Raw genomic sequence first — 16,447 nt, 5'->3', positions numbered from 1 at the left:
AATGGATGGAATTTTGATTTGGTTGGGAACGGCTAGGCGCAGACGCGCAGCCAGGATCGATCATCGATACGGCCCGAGTAGACCGGTGCGATCAGACGGAGATCGATCAGACGCCAAATGGCGGTCCGGCGTTTGCCACGTGCATGGACGTCACGCAGGAGGTCACCAAACCGGAACTGGCCCGGCAGACGTTTCACCACATCCACGAGGCTGGCACATTCGGCGTCATCGTGGTGGAGGCGGGAGGTGAGGATGAAGTAGGCATTTTCGAATGCCTCTAGGGTTGCTTCCTCGTTCGTCATCAAGGTGACGGCGTCCGCGACGCGCGGCGTCAACTTTCCGAGTGGGCCGACCCCTGTGATACCGGCGGCGCAGATGCGATCAAGCAAGTCGATCATTTCGGCTCGCTTGCGGGCATACTTCACCGCAACGGCGACCCGTGTGCCGTCGTTGAGAACGATGAAGTAATCGAAGGTGTGCTCACGAAGAACGCCGTCGGCATCTGTGTAGTGAACCTTCGGGTATTGCGACTGGAGTTCGCGAAGCCCAGACAGGGTCTGAAGCACGGAACTGACGCGATGCTCGAGTTCGCTCTCGTGATAGACGCCGTTGCCGTTGAAGAACGTGTGACCACGTGCGGTTTTCGCCTGTTTGTCGGCGGGCACGCGCAAGGCCAAGCCAAAGTGCGGCTCGTGCCAATAGTCTTTGCCCGACGCGGTGCCGGTCGGATTAGCGGACGCTCGGTATTTCCAAGCCCCCGACCAAAGTCGGGCCGGCGTTCTCCGGCGACAGGTTCATAGATGCAGACGGAAGGAAGCCGAGTCCCTCGCGTTTCTGATAGAGGTATTGGGTGATTTTATGGGAGTGACGCATTCCGATCTCCTGCCTCGTATCCTGCGATAATCTCGCTGGCCGAGGTTTCCGGTCGGAAGTCCCTGGCTCAGAGAGAAGCGAAACCTATAGTGGCTGCTATCGTCATCCTGCGTCCTCAATACTGCTCACGCTGTCGGTGAGCGGATATCACGTCGAGGCAGGGCTCTTAGGGTCCAAACGTAAATGAAAAGTAAATTTCTGCGAAATATTCTTCCCGGTTACTGCACAGTGTAAGGAAGCAGGCAAGCCGGGGGCAATTAATCACACCATCTCGAGTACTATGAGATTTGACCATCCTCATTGGCCTCGACGTAGCGATACTGCTTCTATGTCCATGAATTGCGCGCGGGGCGTAGACGCGTACTAAATCTCTGGTTGATGGGTTGCGAGACCTGCAAGATTCGAGATGATATTTGAGCCACCAGATGTAAGTATTCATGCGGCGAATCATAAATCCGAGGTTGTGCGAATTGCAGTCGTTAAATTGGCTATTGTTGAGTGACATTCATGTTGGCATGGGCGATCTGGACGTTCTTTGGCCGACGGCCAAGCATGCGTTTTTTGAAGACATAAAAAAGCTGCATGCGACGAACGGTGACATCGATTTTGTGATTTTCGCCGGCGACCTCGCCTACAAAGGCGTCACGCCGGAATATGATCGTTTCAATGTAGTTCTTGGTGAACTCTGGAGCGTTTTTGCGGGATTAGGCTTTAACCCTCCTCTTGTAGCTTTGCCTGGTAATCACGATCTCTCACGGCCCTCGGATTCGAACCCCGCAGCGCCGATGTTGAAGCAATGGTGGGATCAAAAATCCGCTCGAGACACTCTTTTCAAGGGAACTAACCACTATCGAGATTTAATTTCCGACGTATTTTCAGCGTACACAAATTGGTCGAAGTCGCCGCTACCCCACGGCATAAAGCTCCTCGCGGACAATGAGGGACTACTTCCAGGCGATAGTTCCACGGTTGTTGAGAAAAATGGTTTACGCGTTGGTGTTGTTTGCCTGAACTCAACCTGGCTGCAACTAGGCAACGAGAACTATGAAGGGAAATTGCATGTGGATTCGCGCCAGCTTCTTGCGTTGACGAAGGGCGACCCCACAGTTTGGTGCCAGTCAAACGATCTCAACATTCTTGTGACGCACCATCCGCTGGGCTGGTTGGAACCGAGTAGCCGCAAGCAGTTCGAGAGTGAGATCAATCCACCTGGCAGGTTCGATATCCATGTCTACGGCCACATGCACGAGGCTGCTTCCGAGGTCACATCTAGCAGTGGAAGCCAGCAGAGAATAACGTTTCAATCGAGGTCGGTTTTCGGGCTGGAATACGTTGGCGATAAGGTCGCGGAGAGGTCACACGGTTACGCGTGGTTTACCTACAAGCGGGAAGAGGAGGTAGATCGCCTGTTCTGTAAACCGCGCGCTCTTTTCAGGCAGAACTCTGGAAAGGCAAAAATCGTACAGGACCACAATTTCGAACTCGACGATGCGGGCACTGTCACATTGCTTTCCCGTCAAAGTAAAGCTTTGAGCCCAACCCCAAAGCCAAAAATAAAAGAAGAAACGTCGTCACCTGCTTTAAACGAGGTTACGGCGGGGACGAGTACCCTTAAAAGTCTAAGGTACTACCTCCATCCATCTGCGGCGCACAAGCAAGTTCGCCTCATAGAGCATCGTAAGGCTGGAGAAGCAATAAACAGCGAACGGGCGGTTTGGATCGTTTCTGATTGGGGAATGGGCGGGGACGAATTTCTCTACACCGTGCAAGAGGATCGCAACACACCGGTCCCGCCTACATTCGCGTTGGATTTCAGCGATTTTGCAGGAACGGAAAACTTCCTCGACGTAATCAAAGCTACTATTGGTGTGTCGTTCGAAGTGCTTTGCCAGGAACTTGCCACCGCCGGGCCTTCGTACTTGGTGATAGACCACTTTCCCGTTGGCAAACCATTTCAACCCGGGGCTCTGAGCTTGGAGGCGCAGATTGAGAATCTCGTCGGTATCGTGAAGGATTATGCGCAATCAGCTGTGGTGGTCGTAAGGGCCAGAAAGTCGCCAGGCAACGTGAAGCTCCCGGTGGTAGAACTACGACCGCTGGGAGAGGCGGACCTCCGAAGTTATGTCGCGGCCCACGAAAAGGGTGGGGCGAAGTATATAAACGAAAAATCTATTTCGGCATTGTTCAGCGTCACCGACGGCGTTCCGCAGCGGGTTGACCAAGCTCTCAAAGACCTCCAACTGATCTCATTGGCTGAACTCGTTCAAAGCAATGCTGACGTGGTTGCATCGTCCACGGAAGAAGAACTAGCGCCGCTTGCACTACGTCGGGTGATTTCCCAGTTGTCTACCGCGGCGGAGGTTGCCCGGAAAAGGTCATTCGACCTCCTCAAAGCGCTGACAATGTTTCCCCGGGGTGAGCAGCTCTCCAGACTTCACCGCTTCAATGGTCCGCACCCATTCAAGGTCGACCATGCAAGGGAGCTTTTGGACGAAGCTCTCGTAGACGTCGCAAACGATCCAACTCTGCAGGACGTCGAAGTCGATTCAGATCGTCGAGTCCTCGCTATTCCTCGACCAATACGTGAATACATCGTCGGCCAACTGAGCGTGGAAGAGTTCCGGTCGTTGAACAAACGCGCGGCTGACCTGTATTTCGGCAAGCAGTGGGAAATTGGCAAATTCAAGGTCGTGCAGAACTACAGGTTTGACAGACATGATGCGAGCGCAATCGACATAGCGAACGCTGGCACCATCATTCTCAGGTTGATGAAGGACGCCCTTGATGATGCGAACCTGCGCGCGATGGAAAAGGCGCTAAGCCTCGCTGTATCGTTTGTGTCTTCATTAAATGACGGAACCCATTACAGAAGTGTTGTTTTGTTCGTTGATCATCTGCTTCCCCTGATTTCCTTGGATAAAACCACAGACAAGATTGTTCGCCTGAAGCGTATCTGGGGGCGGGCACTGCGCATGGTCGGCGAGTTTGAACGGGCCATCGAGGTGCTTGAGGAAATACAGGGCCACAAGTTCTCAACAACTGACGAACAAAGCCTGTATTTGAACATCGCACTTGCCCATCAGTCGTCGGGGAATGATGCACAGGCGAGGAAAGCGGCCGATAAGGTGCTTTCTATCGATAGGCAGACAAACAGCGCGCTTCACGCACGCGCTATTCTTATCGAGATGGCAGACGACGATCCAATGCGTTTCGCGAAGCTGGCAAAGCTTGAGCAACAAGCCCGCCGCCGCGGCGCAACAACAGTGGCAAATAACATCGCGTTGTTTCTTGCCACGAACAAGGCGTCCAAAGTTCGGCTTGGTGGGCTGGAGCATATTATCCAAACCGCAGCCAGGGATAACGATTTCTACAATGGAATCCGTGCAACGTTGAAGGTTGCCGAGAATATGCTGTTGGCTGGCGAAAAACCCTCGCCGGCAATGAAAAGCCGTCTGATCGCCGCTTACCATTACCTGTTCGCAGAACGTTTTGCGGGGATGTTCGATCGATGCCATGATATCTTATGGAAAATTTACAGAGCAGATAATGACCTCGACAATCTGCTCAGTCTTTTCCGCCACAGTTCCTTTCAATGGCGTCTTCGCGGTGATCAAATTCGCGAAAGCAGGTGTTTGGACCAGTTGGCTACCGCGCTAAACGAAAATGGCATGATTGTTATCAGGACGGTCGAATTGTCTTACTACGAAACTCGGCAAGGACAGATTACCCAGCAGAGTGGCCTCATCGAGCGGGCAAAATAGCGTGGCGGACACCCCAATGAGTTGAGCCAACCGAACCGAGCCACTCCACCGCTGCTGTTGAAGCCCCCTGTTCTATGCGGCAGGTGAACGAGCGGCAAAGATATGCCCGGGTGAGCTCGGTGCATCGATGGCAATTGCTTCTTTTCTAAACCACGACTTTTCTGCGGGGATGTTGACGACAGAATTTGCGTCGGCCGGATATCATGCGGTCCAGGCCAAGCGGCGAGGTGCAGTGCCATCCCAATTCAGTCTAAGGGGATCGTTAGCGGTGCATATTCTGAAGCCGACTTGTATAAGTCCTCTATGAAACTCGCGGTGTCTCAAAGACATGTTTTATCGGAACACAGCTTGTCCTGCTAGCGAGGGCGGTGAAAGAAGGCTCTTCCTATTCTGCACCAGAACGATTGTCGCACGTTCTACGTTACGGTGCCCTTTCATAGTCATTGGGCCGAGCAGGATTTCGGACTCGGGAAAATGATCTTGACGGTACCAAGCTCACCGTCTCCGTTGAGGTTGAACTTGGCAATGCTCTCCACCTTGCCAATCCGCACCGGGGCGCTCAATAGGTGTCTGATCTCGGGGTTGTCGTACTCATCGGCTTTCTTCGCAGCGCCCTTCGAAGCCTGGGACAACTTGTTCGGGGACATGCCCTACTCCGTGTACTCCCAGCTCGCATGGGCTGGAATGGCCGCTACAGACGCAATCGACGCCGCCAGCCAGATGTACCTCATAATGCGCGCCCCGGCTGCAGGGAAACATGTGGATCAGCTCTAGCCGCAATGTCAATCAGCACCCTGCCGTACTCTCTGGGTGAGGACCGAGGCGCTGTATAAATGTCGCGCGCCTCGGTCCATTCCTAGAACTAGAGGCCGCCAAACTTCGGCATCATGACACCGCGAACGGCTTCCGGGATTGGTATAGAATAAACTCCAGCCGCGGCTGATACGGTCATAACGCCTTTATCTACTGCAAGATCAAACCGGAACGGCGCACCCTGATGACACCCCCAATTGCGCAGCCTATTTGTGTTCTCACGGCGCAAAAATCTGACCTCAGCTCCCACTTTATCTCTCGCTCGCTTCAGCGTCTTGATCGCCTTCGCAATCTGGTTCGCGATGTCCGCTTTAACGGGGTGAGCGCAACCGGAAACGTATTCTGGAGAAAAGGCCCCAAGTGACCTCAGCTTCGCCTTCGCTTCCTCGATCACCTTGACGTAACTGCTGCGGTTCGGAGCGAGGCCGTCATGGCCGTCGATCGTGCCGTAATGCACCTGCATCGATTTAGAACGGCTTTTCAGGCTGCCATCCTTGTCAACGTAAGGCTCTCGGATGTTTTCCCAGACCTTCATTTCACCGCCGCGAATGTTCTCGAAGAAGCGACCACGGGCTATCGCGTCTAGCGCGTTCGATAGCTTGGGGAAGAACTCGTCTGTACCGCGAGCGATGTCGACAAGATTTTCGCAATCAGACAACCATCCCGGTATGAGGTCCAGTCTGTCGAGGATGAAATCGCGATCGCGGGTCTGTTGTTTGCGTATTTCGTAGTCGGCGACAGCTTCGGCATGTATGTGAGCGTCGAGGCTTTTGAAGCATGATGGGCCAATGAGCCTGATGACCTTTTCATCAGGGAACCAAGCGATCTTGCCGCTGCCGAATTTGCGGTTGTTGGGAGAACAGCAGGGACACGGAGAGAAGTGTCCAGCCTGCGTATACTTGTCTGGGAGGTCGAACTCGCCAGCATAGTAGATATGGGAACCTCTTGGCGGTTTTGTGTGAGTATGTCCGCGCCAAGTCCACGGTTCGCCCGTGTCACGGATATGCGTCCTTATTTCTCTTATCAGTTCGACCGACGGTGTTTCCGCAAACTCAGGTTTTGGCTCCCAGACAGCGTCAGGAATATCGAGCCATGTTTCACTGGATTCTTGAGATACCAGGCCTTCTTCAGCCAATCGCGCCTCCATCTATAGTTGACGACGGAAGTCAGATACCACTCTTCTACCTTCGCTTCAAAGGCAATTAACCAAGTATTGACGGTTACAACAGGAAAATTACTACAAGTGCGAAATGAGACCGGCGACAAGGAATGTTTTGCGACTGTGAAGGACGCCCACTTTTTCCGAATCATGAAAACTGCTACACATGTTCGCGTAACCGCAAAGGGGTCGAAAGCTCTGGCGCAGCGGTGGAAGCCGCAACAACAACTGAGAGACAGGAGTTACCGATATGCGATCTTACTCGCAGATATTTTCATGCCTTCACGACGAGGCAGAACCCGTTGGTCACCTTGGCCGAGGAACCCATTATTCCGTTTTCCGGGTGCCTGAATGGCGTGACGTCACCAGAATGCCGCTCACCACAGCACAAATGCACGATTTCGCGGTCATATGGGACGAAGACCACGACGAGCGCGTCATTGCGATCGCCGAACGTCTCTACATAAACGGCCTTTTTTCCCCGGTTCAATTCATTGGCGAACGCAAAGGCATGCTCACGATTATCGTGGCGGCCAAGTTTCAATGGTCGGGGGCAGAGGCGGATTGGAAGAACTGGTGCAATCAAGTTTCGAAACTCTGCAATGACGTCTACGGGGACAGTTGGTCAGTCGATTTCGGCGGTTTCGACAAGTCTCTCGGCTCACCTCAACAGACACACCCCAACGGCATTATCAATGATCGCGAAGACAAGGTAATCATCTACCTTCGAAACATCGACAACCTGTGGAACCTCGGCACTTGGTCCTTCAAAGACCGCGCGCTTTCTGAGGCGCAACCGTCTCCTCCGGTACTGACGTCCCCGCTGTCTTTCGGCACGATGCCGCCCGCGCCCATCGCGCAGCCCGTAATGCCACCTATGCCGCCACTAAACGACGTCGGCTGGAATGAGCGATGATATGAATAAAGCCCTCCTAGTCTGGAGGGCTTTATCTTTCCCTCGACAAGCGCGGGCGTCGTCGAGGCACATCTGAGAACAGGCGGACTTCTGATCCGCAGAAGCTCCCACTTCCCTCTCCGAGAAATTCATGTTGAAACACATGAAAGGGTCTGGAGGGGCGCGATGGATAAACTGTTTTCTTTTCTATTTCTCGGTGCCGCCGCTGTCGTGGCTTACGGCTATTATGATGCCAACAGACAGACGAATGCCGACGGCGACCTGCGTGCAGGTGTGACGACGCCGTGGGGCCTGTATTTCGATTCTCATGAGGCTTACAGCCCCATGGAAAACGGCCAATTGTTTCTGAAAGTGACTTGGCAACAGCCAGACGAGGCTCGCCGCATCTCGAGCATCCACGTCAAGGGAAGCGTGGTCGACGGGGAAACGACCGTTGAATCCTTCGATGCTCCATGTGAGCGGGCGGGAAGCCCTTGGCTCGGCGCGGGTCGGTGGACTTGGCAGGGAAGCGTCAGCACGGACAGAATTTGCTTCGTCAAACTCAAGAAGATACTGGCTCCAACTACCGGCGACAGCTTGGTTAAGATGGGCGAAGCCGACGCCCGACTAGCGAACATGCGGGTCAACTACACCGCGACGGTAAAGGCCGTGAACAAGCCAATGCGCTTCGTGTCATGGATTAATGAGACGGCCGCGTCAGCCTATCAATACGTCAGCCAAGCTATCAGCGCACCGTTTCAACGACAGTAATCGCCGTGGGCCATGTCCCGTAGGGTAGATGCCCAGCGCAATTGATCAATAATAGCTCCTACTAACACCATCGCGCCAACGCCGCTAAATAATCTTCCAATGCGCCACATGTATTTCTCCGATAAATCCAACGGAACGCGTTACACTAATGCAGATGCTACGGCAGCCATCATAGTCGCAACCATCAACCAAAACGCGACGCTTCTTAGATCACGTTGTTCGTGTTCGTCCCGCCGTCTCAAAATCGCATTGTGCGTGTCATAAAAGCTTTTAATAACTCTGCCGCGATCAAGGAGGCCTTCTGTTTCTTGTAATGAGAATTCAGGAAGGTCTAGTGAGCGGCGAAAAGCTTGGTGCATCTTATCGCAAAGAGATGCGTTGAGGCGCTGGGCTGCAAATAAACCGTGTAGCGTACCTATGAGGGTGTAATTTCCTTTTATTTCTTTCCCCTCAAAACGCTTTTGAAACTGGTTCTCTGCCTTGGCGATTATTTTCAACGCTGCCTCTCGGTCGGCGACGTTTCGCTTCAACTGCAATTTTGTGAGCAAGTCCAGCCAATCGAAAAGCAGAACAAGTGCTGCGAAGAAACCAAGCACAGCACTGGAAATCGCGAAGACAGTCTGCACCTTTACACCCATATGTTTGTATATCGGAAAAGATACTCTCATAAGCTAAGTCATGGAAAAAGCCCGCGTGATGCAACAACCCACATGAATTATTACCGGTGCCAAATGGATCGGATACGTGTTCCCATAGATACACCGCATTATCCGAGCGGTCTCGCCCGTTCATGACGGCGTGGGAGTTCACCAAGCTTATAGACAACGCCCGTGCTTTGTCCGCTTATCCCGGCGCGTTTTCCGTTTCGTAATCGCTGCTATCGATTTGGAAGATGCAGACGCCTCTGCCCGACTATGGAAACAAGGCGCTTCGAGAACTTTCTGTCGAAAGTTCTGCGGAGCTCCTAGCATCGCGGGCCATCCTGCTGGGCATCGGGGACGACCGGCATTTCCGTATCGATCATATCTCCTGTGGCACGAGTAGGAAATTTCGTCTCCGATCAGTGTAGAGTTTTATGTTCGCAACGGCCCCGCCATTACCTGTGGCAGCGCGAATGATACCGTTGAAATTTTTAACGTTGTGGGTTCTCGTCCTATACTTAAAGCGCTCAAGCTCAGGAAGCGAACATGCCAAACGAGCTTGCGTAAACAACCCGTTCCTTTGAAGCATCAATTGGGAATCTGGAGAGAACACGTTGATCAGCTTTTCGACGGCGTCAATCTTTCCGTTGACATAATTGATCGCGTCCTGCTCGTTCAGCACTGCGAACATCTTCCAGACAGGTTCGTGGTGGGACAACCTATTCCTGAAACGCCGTACGGTTTGGATGTCATGCCGCACGGCATCGAGTGTCTTTCCGGCTTTTGTGTAAGGCCAATCGCCTTTTAAGACACTCCCCAAGAGTAGCGGCCAGATTGATCCACGGCTCATAAATTCGCGGTCGAGAATATATTCCCACGTCGAAAACTCGGTCCCGGCTACAATTTCATCGTGTGTAGGGAAGTGGGCGTGGATACCGTATCGATCGCGTTTTTCCCGTTCGGCTGTCCGTGTTGCACTTTTGAAGTTTCCGCGGATGTTTTTCACCACGTCGGGGACTGGTCCGCCAGCAACAAACGACTTGTAAGGGAGCGTCGTGGCACTCCACCAAAATCGGCCCAGGTGCTGTGTTACGGCCTGATCAATCAGGTTCCGAATCGTGATTTCTATGTGGTTCAATAGTGGGTAGAGGTTGGCACATGCATTTAAATTCCACAGATAGACGCCGACAAGTTCCAAATCCGATTTCACCTCGAAGACGCTTCTATAGCTTTTCAAACGTTCTTCGGTAATTATGGTGGGGATCAGATGCGGATAAAGGTTTACTGTAACGGGCATTTGCCGATCCGTTGTTGTGTGACCTTGACACCTTCGCACGCGTACGCTAACTAAAAGTTATTGAGGCTGGCAATCGCTTCCAATGCGCAGACGCGTAAGACCGATCGCAAATGCCTGACTACAATCCTACCCCGGCCTTGAGCCGGGGTTTTGTTTTTTAGGTTTGCGACGGCTCCAAGCAACTCCTACTTTCACCATGGATGGAAATTTGATCGGCGACATCAGTTGTCGCCTCAGAGCTTTTCGGTCTCAAGCTCTGCCTGTGTGTCCATACGGCTATCAACGACCATGGCCCCGGTGGAATATTCTTATCCAATAATGATCGCGCTTGTTTTCTTGACGGCCTGCAATCATGAATTGACCAATAGAAGTTGGGAGTGATTCATGAGCAATCCATTCGAACAGCAGCCCTTTGACGGCGCAGAATTCATCGACAACCCAGAACCACGCTGCCCATGCCTTTTACTGTTAGACGTGTCGGGTTCTATGCGAGGAAAACCGATCAGGGAACTGAACGAGGGCCTAACCCAGTTCCGAGATGAACTTTTCGCCGATTCCCTCGCAGCGAAACGTGTGGAAGTCGGCTTGGTCACCTTCGGTCCTGTCACCGTCGTGAACGACTTCACGGGCGTACAGAGCTGGATAGCGCCTGAACTGCGCGATCAGGGCGATACGCCCATGGGACGTGCGATTGAGGAGGGGCTGAACATGCTCCGCGAGCGCAAGAATTCTTACAGACAGAACGGTATTTCGTATTATCGCCCGTGGGTTTTCCTGATCACAGACGGCGGGCCGACCGATAGCTGGCAGAACGCCGCCCAGGCCGTGAAGTCTGGTGAGGCCGAGAAGGCCTTCAGTTTCTTTGCTGTTGGCGTCGAGGGGGCGAATTTCGAAATCCTCTCCAAGATCAGCGTTCGCGAACCCCTTGTTCTCAAAGACATGCGCTTCCGCGACCTGTTCAGCTGGTTGTCCAGCTCGTTGAGTTCAGTCTCTCAGTCGAACCCCGGGGATGCCGTACCTTTGTCCAACCCAGCTGCTCCTGATGGGTGGGCCTCGATTGCATGACAGGTGCGTGGCGTTGGGCGGGTGCTAGATCGAAAGGCACCTCGCACCAGAAAACAGGGCTGCCCTGTCAGGATTACGGATGCGCAAATGAGGTCGACGGTCCTGACGGCCCCGTCTTCATAGCCGTTATTTCCGATGGCGCAGGCAGTGCGCGCCATGCGGATGTCGGATCGAAGATCGCATCGATCACCTTGTTGCGGATGGCTCGCGACTTTCTTCGTCAGTCGCCGCGCTCAGAACTCGGCGAGGAAACGACATGGGAGTGGTTGGACGCCATCCGAGATAGGATCAATGCCGAAGCCGAGCGCCTCAGATTAAAGCCGAGAGACTTCGCCGCCACCATCATCGTGATCATTGCCGATAGCTCGGGCGTGACAATCATCCACGTGGGTGACGGGGCCGTTGTGGTGAAAGATTCCAACAGCGAGACGTGGTCCGTCCCATCCTGGCCGTATCAAGGCGAATACGCCTCTACGACCAGCTTCATCACGGATGATCCCCAACCCAGGCTCGACTTCGTGGCGATGGATTGTCCTATCTCGGCATTTGCAATCTTCTCGGACGGAATCGAACGCATGGTGCTCGATTTCGCCAATCGTACTCCGCATACCCCCTTCTTCGAAAGAATGGTGAAGCCGGTGATGGCGCTATCGAACCCAGGTCGGGATGCCGCTCTGTCGACAGCTCTCCAGAGCTATCTGTCCAGCCCAGCGGTTTGTGAACGGACCGATGACGACAAAACACTGATCCTTGGAGCCCGTCTGTGAGCGATACGTTTTTCGCCAACGGGAAGAAGTTGATCCTTGGTCCTTTGCTCGGGAAAGGTGGCGAAGGTGCCGTCTATAATATTTCGGGTAGCTCTGACATCGCCGTCAAAATCTACAACGATGGGAAGGCACCTGAACGTCACGAGAAGATCGTGGCAATGGTAGCAGCGGGACTATCCAGCACAAGTGCCTATGTCGCATACCCGCTTGAGGTCGTGACCAGACAGAACGGAAAGTTCGCAGGCTTCACAATGAAGAAGGCGGCAGGCTTCAAAACGGTTCATGATCTCTATGGACCGGGAAGCCGCCGTGCGGAATTTCCGACCGCAGATGTCCGTTTTCTTGTCCGCGCCGCGTACAACCTGTCAGCAGCCATAGCCAGCACCCATAAGTCGGGGTGTGTCGTCGGCGACATCAACCATTCAGGCATTCTAGTTTCCACCCAAGCGCTCGTCACTCTGATCGACAGCGACTCCTTTCAGTTCAGGGACAGCCGCCGCACATATCGTTCCTTGGTCGGCGTTGCCGAATATACCCCGGCAGAATTGCAGGGTATATCGTTCGAAAGCTCAGATCGCACGACCAATCATGATGCCTTCGGGTTGGCAGTATTGCTTTTCCAACTCCTCTTCCTCGGCCGACACCCTTATTCCGGACGCTACCATGGTGGCGGGGATATGGACATCAAGACCGCCATTTCGCAGAGGCGTTTTGCGTACAGTGCCAGACGTTCGGAAACGCGAATGGAACCGCCACCATACGTCCCCGCGCTGGATGACTTCGGTGACGAGGTGCGAGATGCATTTGAACTCGCATTCTCCAGCAAAGCTGAAGCGGGTAGTGGGAGGCCATCGCCAGTGGATTGGGTCGGTGTCATCGACCGCCTGCAGTCGAACCTTGTTGTATGCGGGATCGATCGATCGCATCACTACCACAAAAGCAAGGCCAGCTGTCCGTGGTGCAAGCTGGAGCATGGAATTGGCAGATCGCTGTTTGCAGCGCAGTTGATCACGCCGACTTCTATGACCAACATCGGTGAGATCATCACTCGGATCAGTCGGCTAAGTTCACCGCCTCGCCCACCCAGCGCCGAAAATATCATGCCGCCGATGCGGGACCTCAAGGTATCTGACGCTGCCAAATCGAAGAAGAGCGGCCGAGCGATGAGCATGGCTGCCGCGCTCGTGGGATGCGGTGTTGGTCTTTACGTAGCGGCGGCGATTCAAGGGCTGGTCGGTATTATCATCGCCGGTGCGTCTCTCATGTATTTTTTCTCCGCCAAGGGCGACGAGGGACCGTTTGTAGCTGAACTGAGGGCCAGTACCACCGAGTGGAACAGTAAGCGACAGATATGGGAAAAGCGAGCCGGGCCTGAGCAGTTCGAGGAAAAGAAAGCCCACTACCTTAGGCTGGCGTCAGCTCACGCCGGACTTCCTCAGCGAGAGAAGGATAAGCTTGCTGAACTCGAGCGTAAGAAACGCGATCTGCAAATGCGTAAGTATCTGGAATCGCATCTGCTCGACCGGGCAAAGGTCGCTGGTATTGGCCCAGGGCGTAAAGCAACACTCGCTTCCTTTGGAGTGGAAACTGCTTGGGATGTGAAGTCCAGGCGGATTACGAACATCCCCGGGTTCGGCCCCGCCATGCAGGAAAAACTCAGGCAGTGGTCGAAGTCGGTTGAACAGAAATTTGTGTTCAACGCCAATATTCCGACCGATCCCCAAGCGATCCGAGACGTCAAAAATGACATCGTGAAACAGCGCGCGAAGCTTGAACGCGACTTGATCAAGGCTCCTGCTGACCTGCAACGCCTTATCGACGAGGCCACCCGACTGCGAGAAAATCCACCTCCCGAGCTCGTGGCCGCATATAGGCGCTTGAAACAGGCAGAGTTGGACAGCGGTCGACTGGGATAGAAAAAATATGAGAAATGTTGCCACTAGGTGGCGTGAAGCCGAAGCCGCCTATTACCTCACGAGAACTGAATTGTCTGACGTAGTGTCGCGATGGCCTCTGCTACAGACGGCCCCCTGATCAGTGGCGGATCAGGCCGCTCACAGAATTCCCGCCATACAAACAATGAGAGCTCTGCGCCGTCAGTTTGCGTGTCCTCTGGTCCGTTCGAGAGTTGCTGGAGGACTCTATAGCGGTGATCCGCCCAGAAGAGGTCTTCGACCCACTCATAGATTGGAATAGCGTGGAAATGGATCGGATACCCCAGGGAATGCCCGTAGCGGCCGATGTAAATCCTGGTCGCGCCCAGGCTCTTCAAGGCACGCTGAACAACCGCGAAGACCCGCCCCATCGAGCTTAGCGCCTCGACGGAAAGATCACTTAAATCGTTCGTGGCTTTCGTCGAAGCTATGATGAGATAGCCGGGAAGCGCCGAGTTGACACGATGGTTTATAGACCAATGAGCATTTCGGGCGATATGAAGGTGCGGTGGAATATCCTGGGTCATCACATTAATTTATCAGGGCAGCTTGTGGCCGCAACGTCTGGTGTACGGCGCAATCCAGTTGGGGCAGAAGGAGCCGTTTGCCGCTGATGGAAATGCCGAACATTCACCCGTAGGCCAGCCTGAGCGTAGCCATGTCACCGCTGCTGAGCGCCGCCAGGTTGGCTTCGATTTTCTCGATCGGCCAGTCCCACCAGGCGAGACGAAGCAGTTCGTCGATGACTTCGCTGGGATAACGCATTCGGATAATAGATGCTGGATTTCCGCCGACAACCGCGTAGGGCGGTACAAGACTGAGGAAGACAGCCGAGCCTCATAACAAGATGCGGTGCTCAGGTTGGGTTGTGAACGGCGAAACGACCCTCGTCTGTCCGTCGAATGATCCCGGAAGAAGCTGACAGGGCGAGCATCGTGTAAAGCCGATCTGGCGTCGGCACAAAATTTCCCGCTCCCCGCTTTCTGACCCGCATCCATCCAGCGCCCTCCAAACCAATACGGAGCCGCTGTTTGCCGTCGCCGCCACGGACCGCGGACCAATGCACATGCTGTCCGATCACCCAAGCCTCGATAATCTCCGTCCAAATGGATGCGCGCGGTCTTCCCGATATCGCCTGGAGGCGCTTCGCCATGAGGTACATCGGCAAACGATCGGGCCGCCCGTCGAGTACCTTTCGATGCGCTTGCGGGATGTCGATTGGGGAAAGCGCGTCGACGACCGACTTCACGACAGCCAGGCTGCGGACTGCTAGGCCTGGAATTCGGGTAATGTCCCGACGTTGTGCCTCTTTAAGGGCACCCATGAGATCAATAACCGCTGTCCCTTTTCGTGCAGCACTCGCTGGCCAACCGGCCCCTCGGCCCGCCATCTCGATCGAGTCCACGTAAGCACCAACGGTCGCGGCTTCGCTATACGCTTCATCGAAATCAGCGGCGGCCTCATCGGCTCGTTCGACCAGTTCCTCCGTTGGAACGGCCCGCGGCAACCCGCCCTCGCTTTCTTCCGAAAGCACGCGCTCGGTCCAGAGCAACATTGCCTCCGTGGCGAGCCTCTGAAGCTGGCGAGCCTGAAGATACGACAGCATGATGGCGGAAAGGGCTATACCCTCGCTATCGCCTTCCAGTGCGGCTGGCAATCTGTTCTCGACGAACCGCCTGCGAATCTCGTCTTCGCTGGATGGTCCGAGCTCCTTGAGTACCCCGACCAGGTAGTCGATAGTCGCCTTGCGTCGGCGCATCGCTAACGACGCGCCATCCGCGCCACCTATAGAGTGGAACATCAAGCGGAAAACCCGACGCTCGACCTCTGACGAGTCATCAACCGAAAGCTCTTTCGCGAAATCCTCGATATCGGAGGCACTGACCGATGGCGGCGTGACAGCGAACAGATGCGGAGACAGTACCTTCTGCACGCGCCCCTCGAAATCAAGAACCGCAGGCATCACCTGGTCCGGAACGACACTCTCGTCAAGACTAAGGTATCGCAGGGCCTTGATAGAGGGGCCGTATTCCGTCGGAGCCATGATATTCGTGCGGGTTCGCTTGTATTCGTCCCATACCTTACCTTCGAAAAGGAATGACCCACCATCAGGCGTTCGCGCGATAGTCCGTTTCAAGGACACCGATCCGCGAAACGGGCGGTCGTCTAGGAAGTGGGACCAAGCATAGAACGCTTCGTATCGCTCCATCAGATCACTGATGACCTTGGGATCGTCAACACCTTCGGATGCCGCCTGAGTTGTTGCCTTCCACGCAGCCCAGGACATGAAGGTATAATATCGCACGTGCTGGGTGACGTTGTTGATGCCCGGAGCCACGTGATCCATGAGATCAAGGTTGATCTGCCTTAGACCGATCGGATCGACCCCGCTTTCATCGACCTGAAGGTCGGAGACGATCCGGACACCAGACTTCTCGTCCATCAACCTGTCTATGTCGGAGAGTTTCATC

At 54.2% G+C, this 16,447-nt stretch carries 14 protein-coding genes; 6 read left to right on the top strand and 8 right to left on the bottom strand.

Annotated elements, in window-relative coordinates; genetic code table 11:
- Positions 1–32: 32 nt before the first annotated feature.
- The gene (locus tag DA915_RS16065) at positions 33–677 is read right to left on the bottom strand and encodes a hypothetical protein (protein WP_107676587.1); all 645 of its coding nucleotides are present in this window, start codon (positions 675–677) and stop codon (positions 33–35) included.
- A 633-nt stretch (positions 678–1,310) separates the two neighbouring features.
- Between DA915_RS16065 and DA915_RS16060 the strand changes: the two genes are divergently transcribed.
- Complete coding sequence (locus tag DA915_RS16060) at positions 1,311–4,634, top strand: metallophosphoesterase (RefSeq protein ID WP_107676586.1); 3,324 nt, start codon at positions 1,311–1,313, stop codon at positions 4,632–4,634.
- A gap of 440 nt (positions 4,635–5,074) precedes the next feature.
- Here the strand turns inward: DA915_RS16060 and DA915_RS16055 are convergent, their stop codons facing one another.
- The gene (locus DA915_RS16055; protein ID WP_107676585.1) at positions 5,075–5,281 is read right to left on the bottom strand and encodes a hypothetical protein; all 207 of its coding nucleotides are present in this window, start codon (positions 5,279–5,281) and stop codon (positions 5,075–5,077) included.
- A 215-nt stretch (positions 5,282–5,496) separates the two neighbouring features.
- Positions 5,497–6,582: a hypothetical protein gene (locus DA915_RS16050; RefSeq protein WP_153064578.1), complete on the bottom strand. Its 1,086-nt coding sequence runs from the start codon at positions 6,580–6,582 to the stop codon at positions 5,497–5,499.
- Positions 6,583–6,856: 274 nt separating this feature from the next.
- Here DA915_RS16050 and DA915_RS16045 point away from each other — a divergent pair, with 274 nt between their 5' ends.
- Entirely contained in the window at positions 6,857–7,522 is a 666-nt protein-coding gene (locus DA915_RS16045) for a hypothetical protein (protein ID WP_153064577.1), read from the top strand.
- A 165-nt stretch (positions 7,523–7,687) separates the two neighbouring features.
- Entirely contained in the window at positions 7,688–8,272 is a 585-nt protein-coding gene (locus DA915_RS16040) for a hypothetical protein (RefSeq protein ID WP_107676582.1), read from the top strand.
- 140 nt (positions 8,273–8,412) lie between these two features.
- On the opposite strand, the gene DA915_RS28715 is transcribed toward DA915_RS16040, so the two are convergent.
- Both DA915_RS28715 and DA915_RS16030 read right to left on the bottom strand, forming a co-directional pair.
- A complete protein-coding gene (locus DA915_RS28715; RefSeq protein ID WP_192886571.1) occupies positions 8,413–8,910 on the bottom strand; it encodes a hypothetical protein in 498 nt (165 codons plus the stop codon).
- Positions 8,911–9,292: 382 nt separating this feature from the next.
- Positions 9,293–10,210 (bottom strand): CAAX protease, encoded by a 918-nt coding sequence (locus tag DA915_RS16030; protein ID WP_107676580.1) that lies wholly within the window; start codon positions 10,208–10,210, stop codon positions 9,293–9,295.
- Between the two features lie 384 nt (positions 10,211–10,594).
- Here DA915_RS16030 and DA915_RS16025 point away from each other — a divergent pair, with 384 nt between their 5' ends.
- The 3 genes from DA915_RS16025 to DA915_RS16015 are packed head-to-tail and all read left to right on the top strand — an operon-like array spanning position 10,595 to position 13,958.
- On the top strand, positions 10,595–11,275 hold the full coding sequence (locus DA915_RS16025; RefSeq protein WP_107676579.1) for a VWA domain-containing protein: 681 nt from the start codon (positions 10,595–10,597) through the stop codon (positions 11,273–11,275).
- Entirely contained in the window at positions 11,272–12,042 is a 771-nt protein-coding gene (locus DA915_RS16020; protein WP_107676578.1) for a PP2C family serine/threonine-protein phosphatase, read from the top strand. Before DA915_RS16025 ends, DA915_RS16020 begins: the two co-directional genes overlap by 4 nt.
- Positions 12,039–13,958 (top strand): helix-hairpin-helix domain-containing protein, encoded by a 1,920-nt coding sequence (locus DA915_RS16015; RefSeq protein ID WP_244600746.1) that lies wholly within the window; start codon positions 12,039–12,041, stop codon positions 13,956–13,958. Before DA915_RS16020 ends, DA915_RS16015 begins: the two co-directional genes overlap by 4 nt.
- Before the next feature lie 56 nt (positions 13,959–14,014).
- Here DA915_RS16015 and DA915_RS16010 read toward each other — a convergent pair whose 3' ends face one another.
- The 3 genes from DA915_RS16010 to DA915_RS16000 all read right to left on the bottom strand — a co-directional run bounded on the left by DA915_RS16010 (position 14,015) and on the right by DA915_RS16000 (position 16,446).
- A complete protein-coding gene (locus tag DA915_RS16010; RefSeq protein WP_107676577.1) occupies positions 14,015–14,503 on the bottom strand; it encodes an HIT family protein in 489 nt (162 codons plus the stop codon).
- 103 nt (positions 14,504–14,606) lie between these two features.
- On the bottom strand, positions 14,607–14,741 hold the full coding sequence (locus DA915_RS16005; protein WP_371412718.1) for a hypothetical protein: 135 nt from the start codon (positions 14,739–14,741) through the stop codon (positions 14,607–14,609).
- 91 nt (positions 14,742–14,832) lie between these two features.
- Positions 14,833–16,446: a hypothetical protein gene (locus tag DA915_RS16000; protein ID WP_107676576.1), complete on the bottom strand. Its 1,614-nt coding sequence runs from the start codon at positions 16,444–16,446 to the stop codon at positions 14,833–14,835.
- Between the last annotated feature and the right edge of the window lies 1 nt (position 16,447).

The sequence above is a fragment of the Agrobacterium sp. LAD9 genome, from assembly GCF_003031125.1.
Taxonomy (GTDB): Bacteria; Pseudomonadota; Alphaproteobacteria; order Rhizobiales; family Rhizobiaceae; genus Agrobacterium; species Agrobacterium radiobacter.
This window is presented reverse-complemented; position numbering and strand designations above follow the sequence as displayed.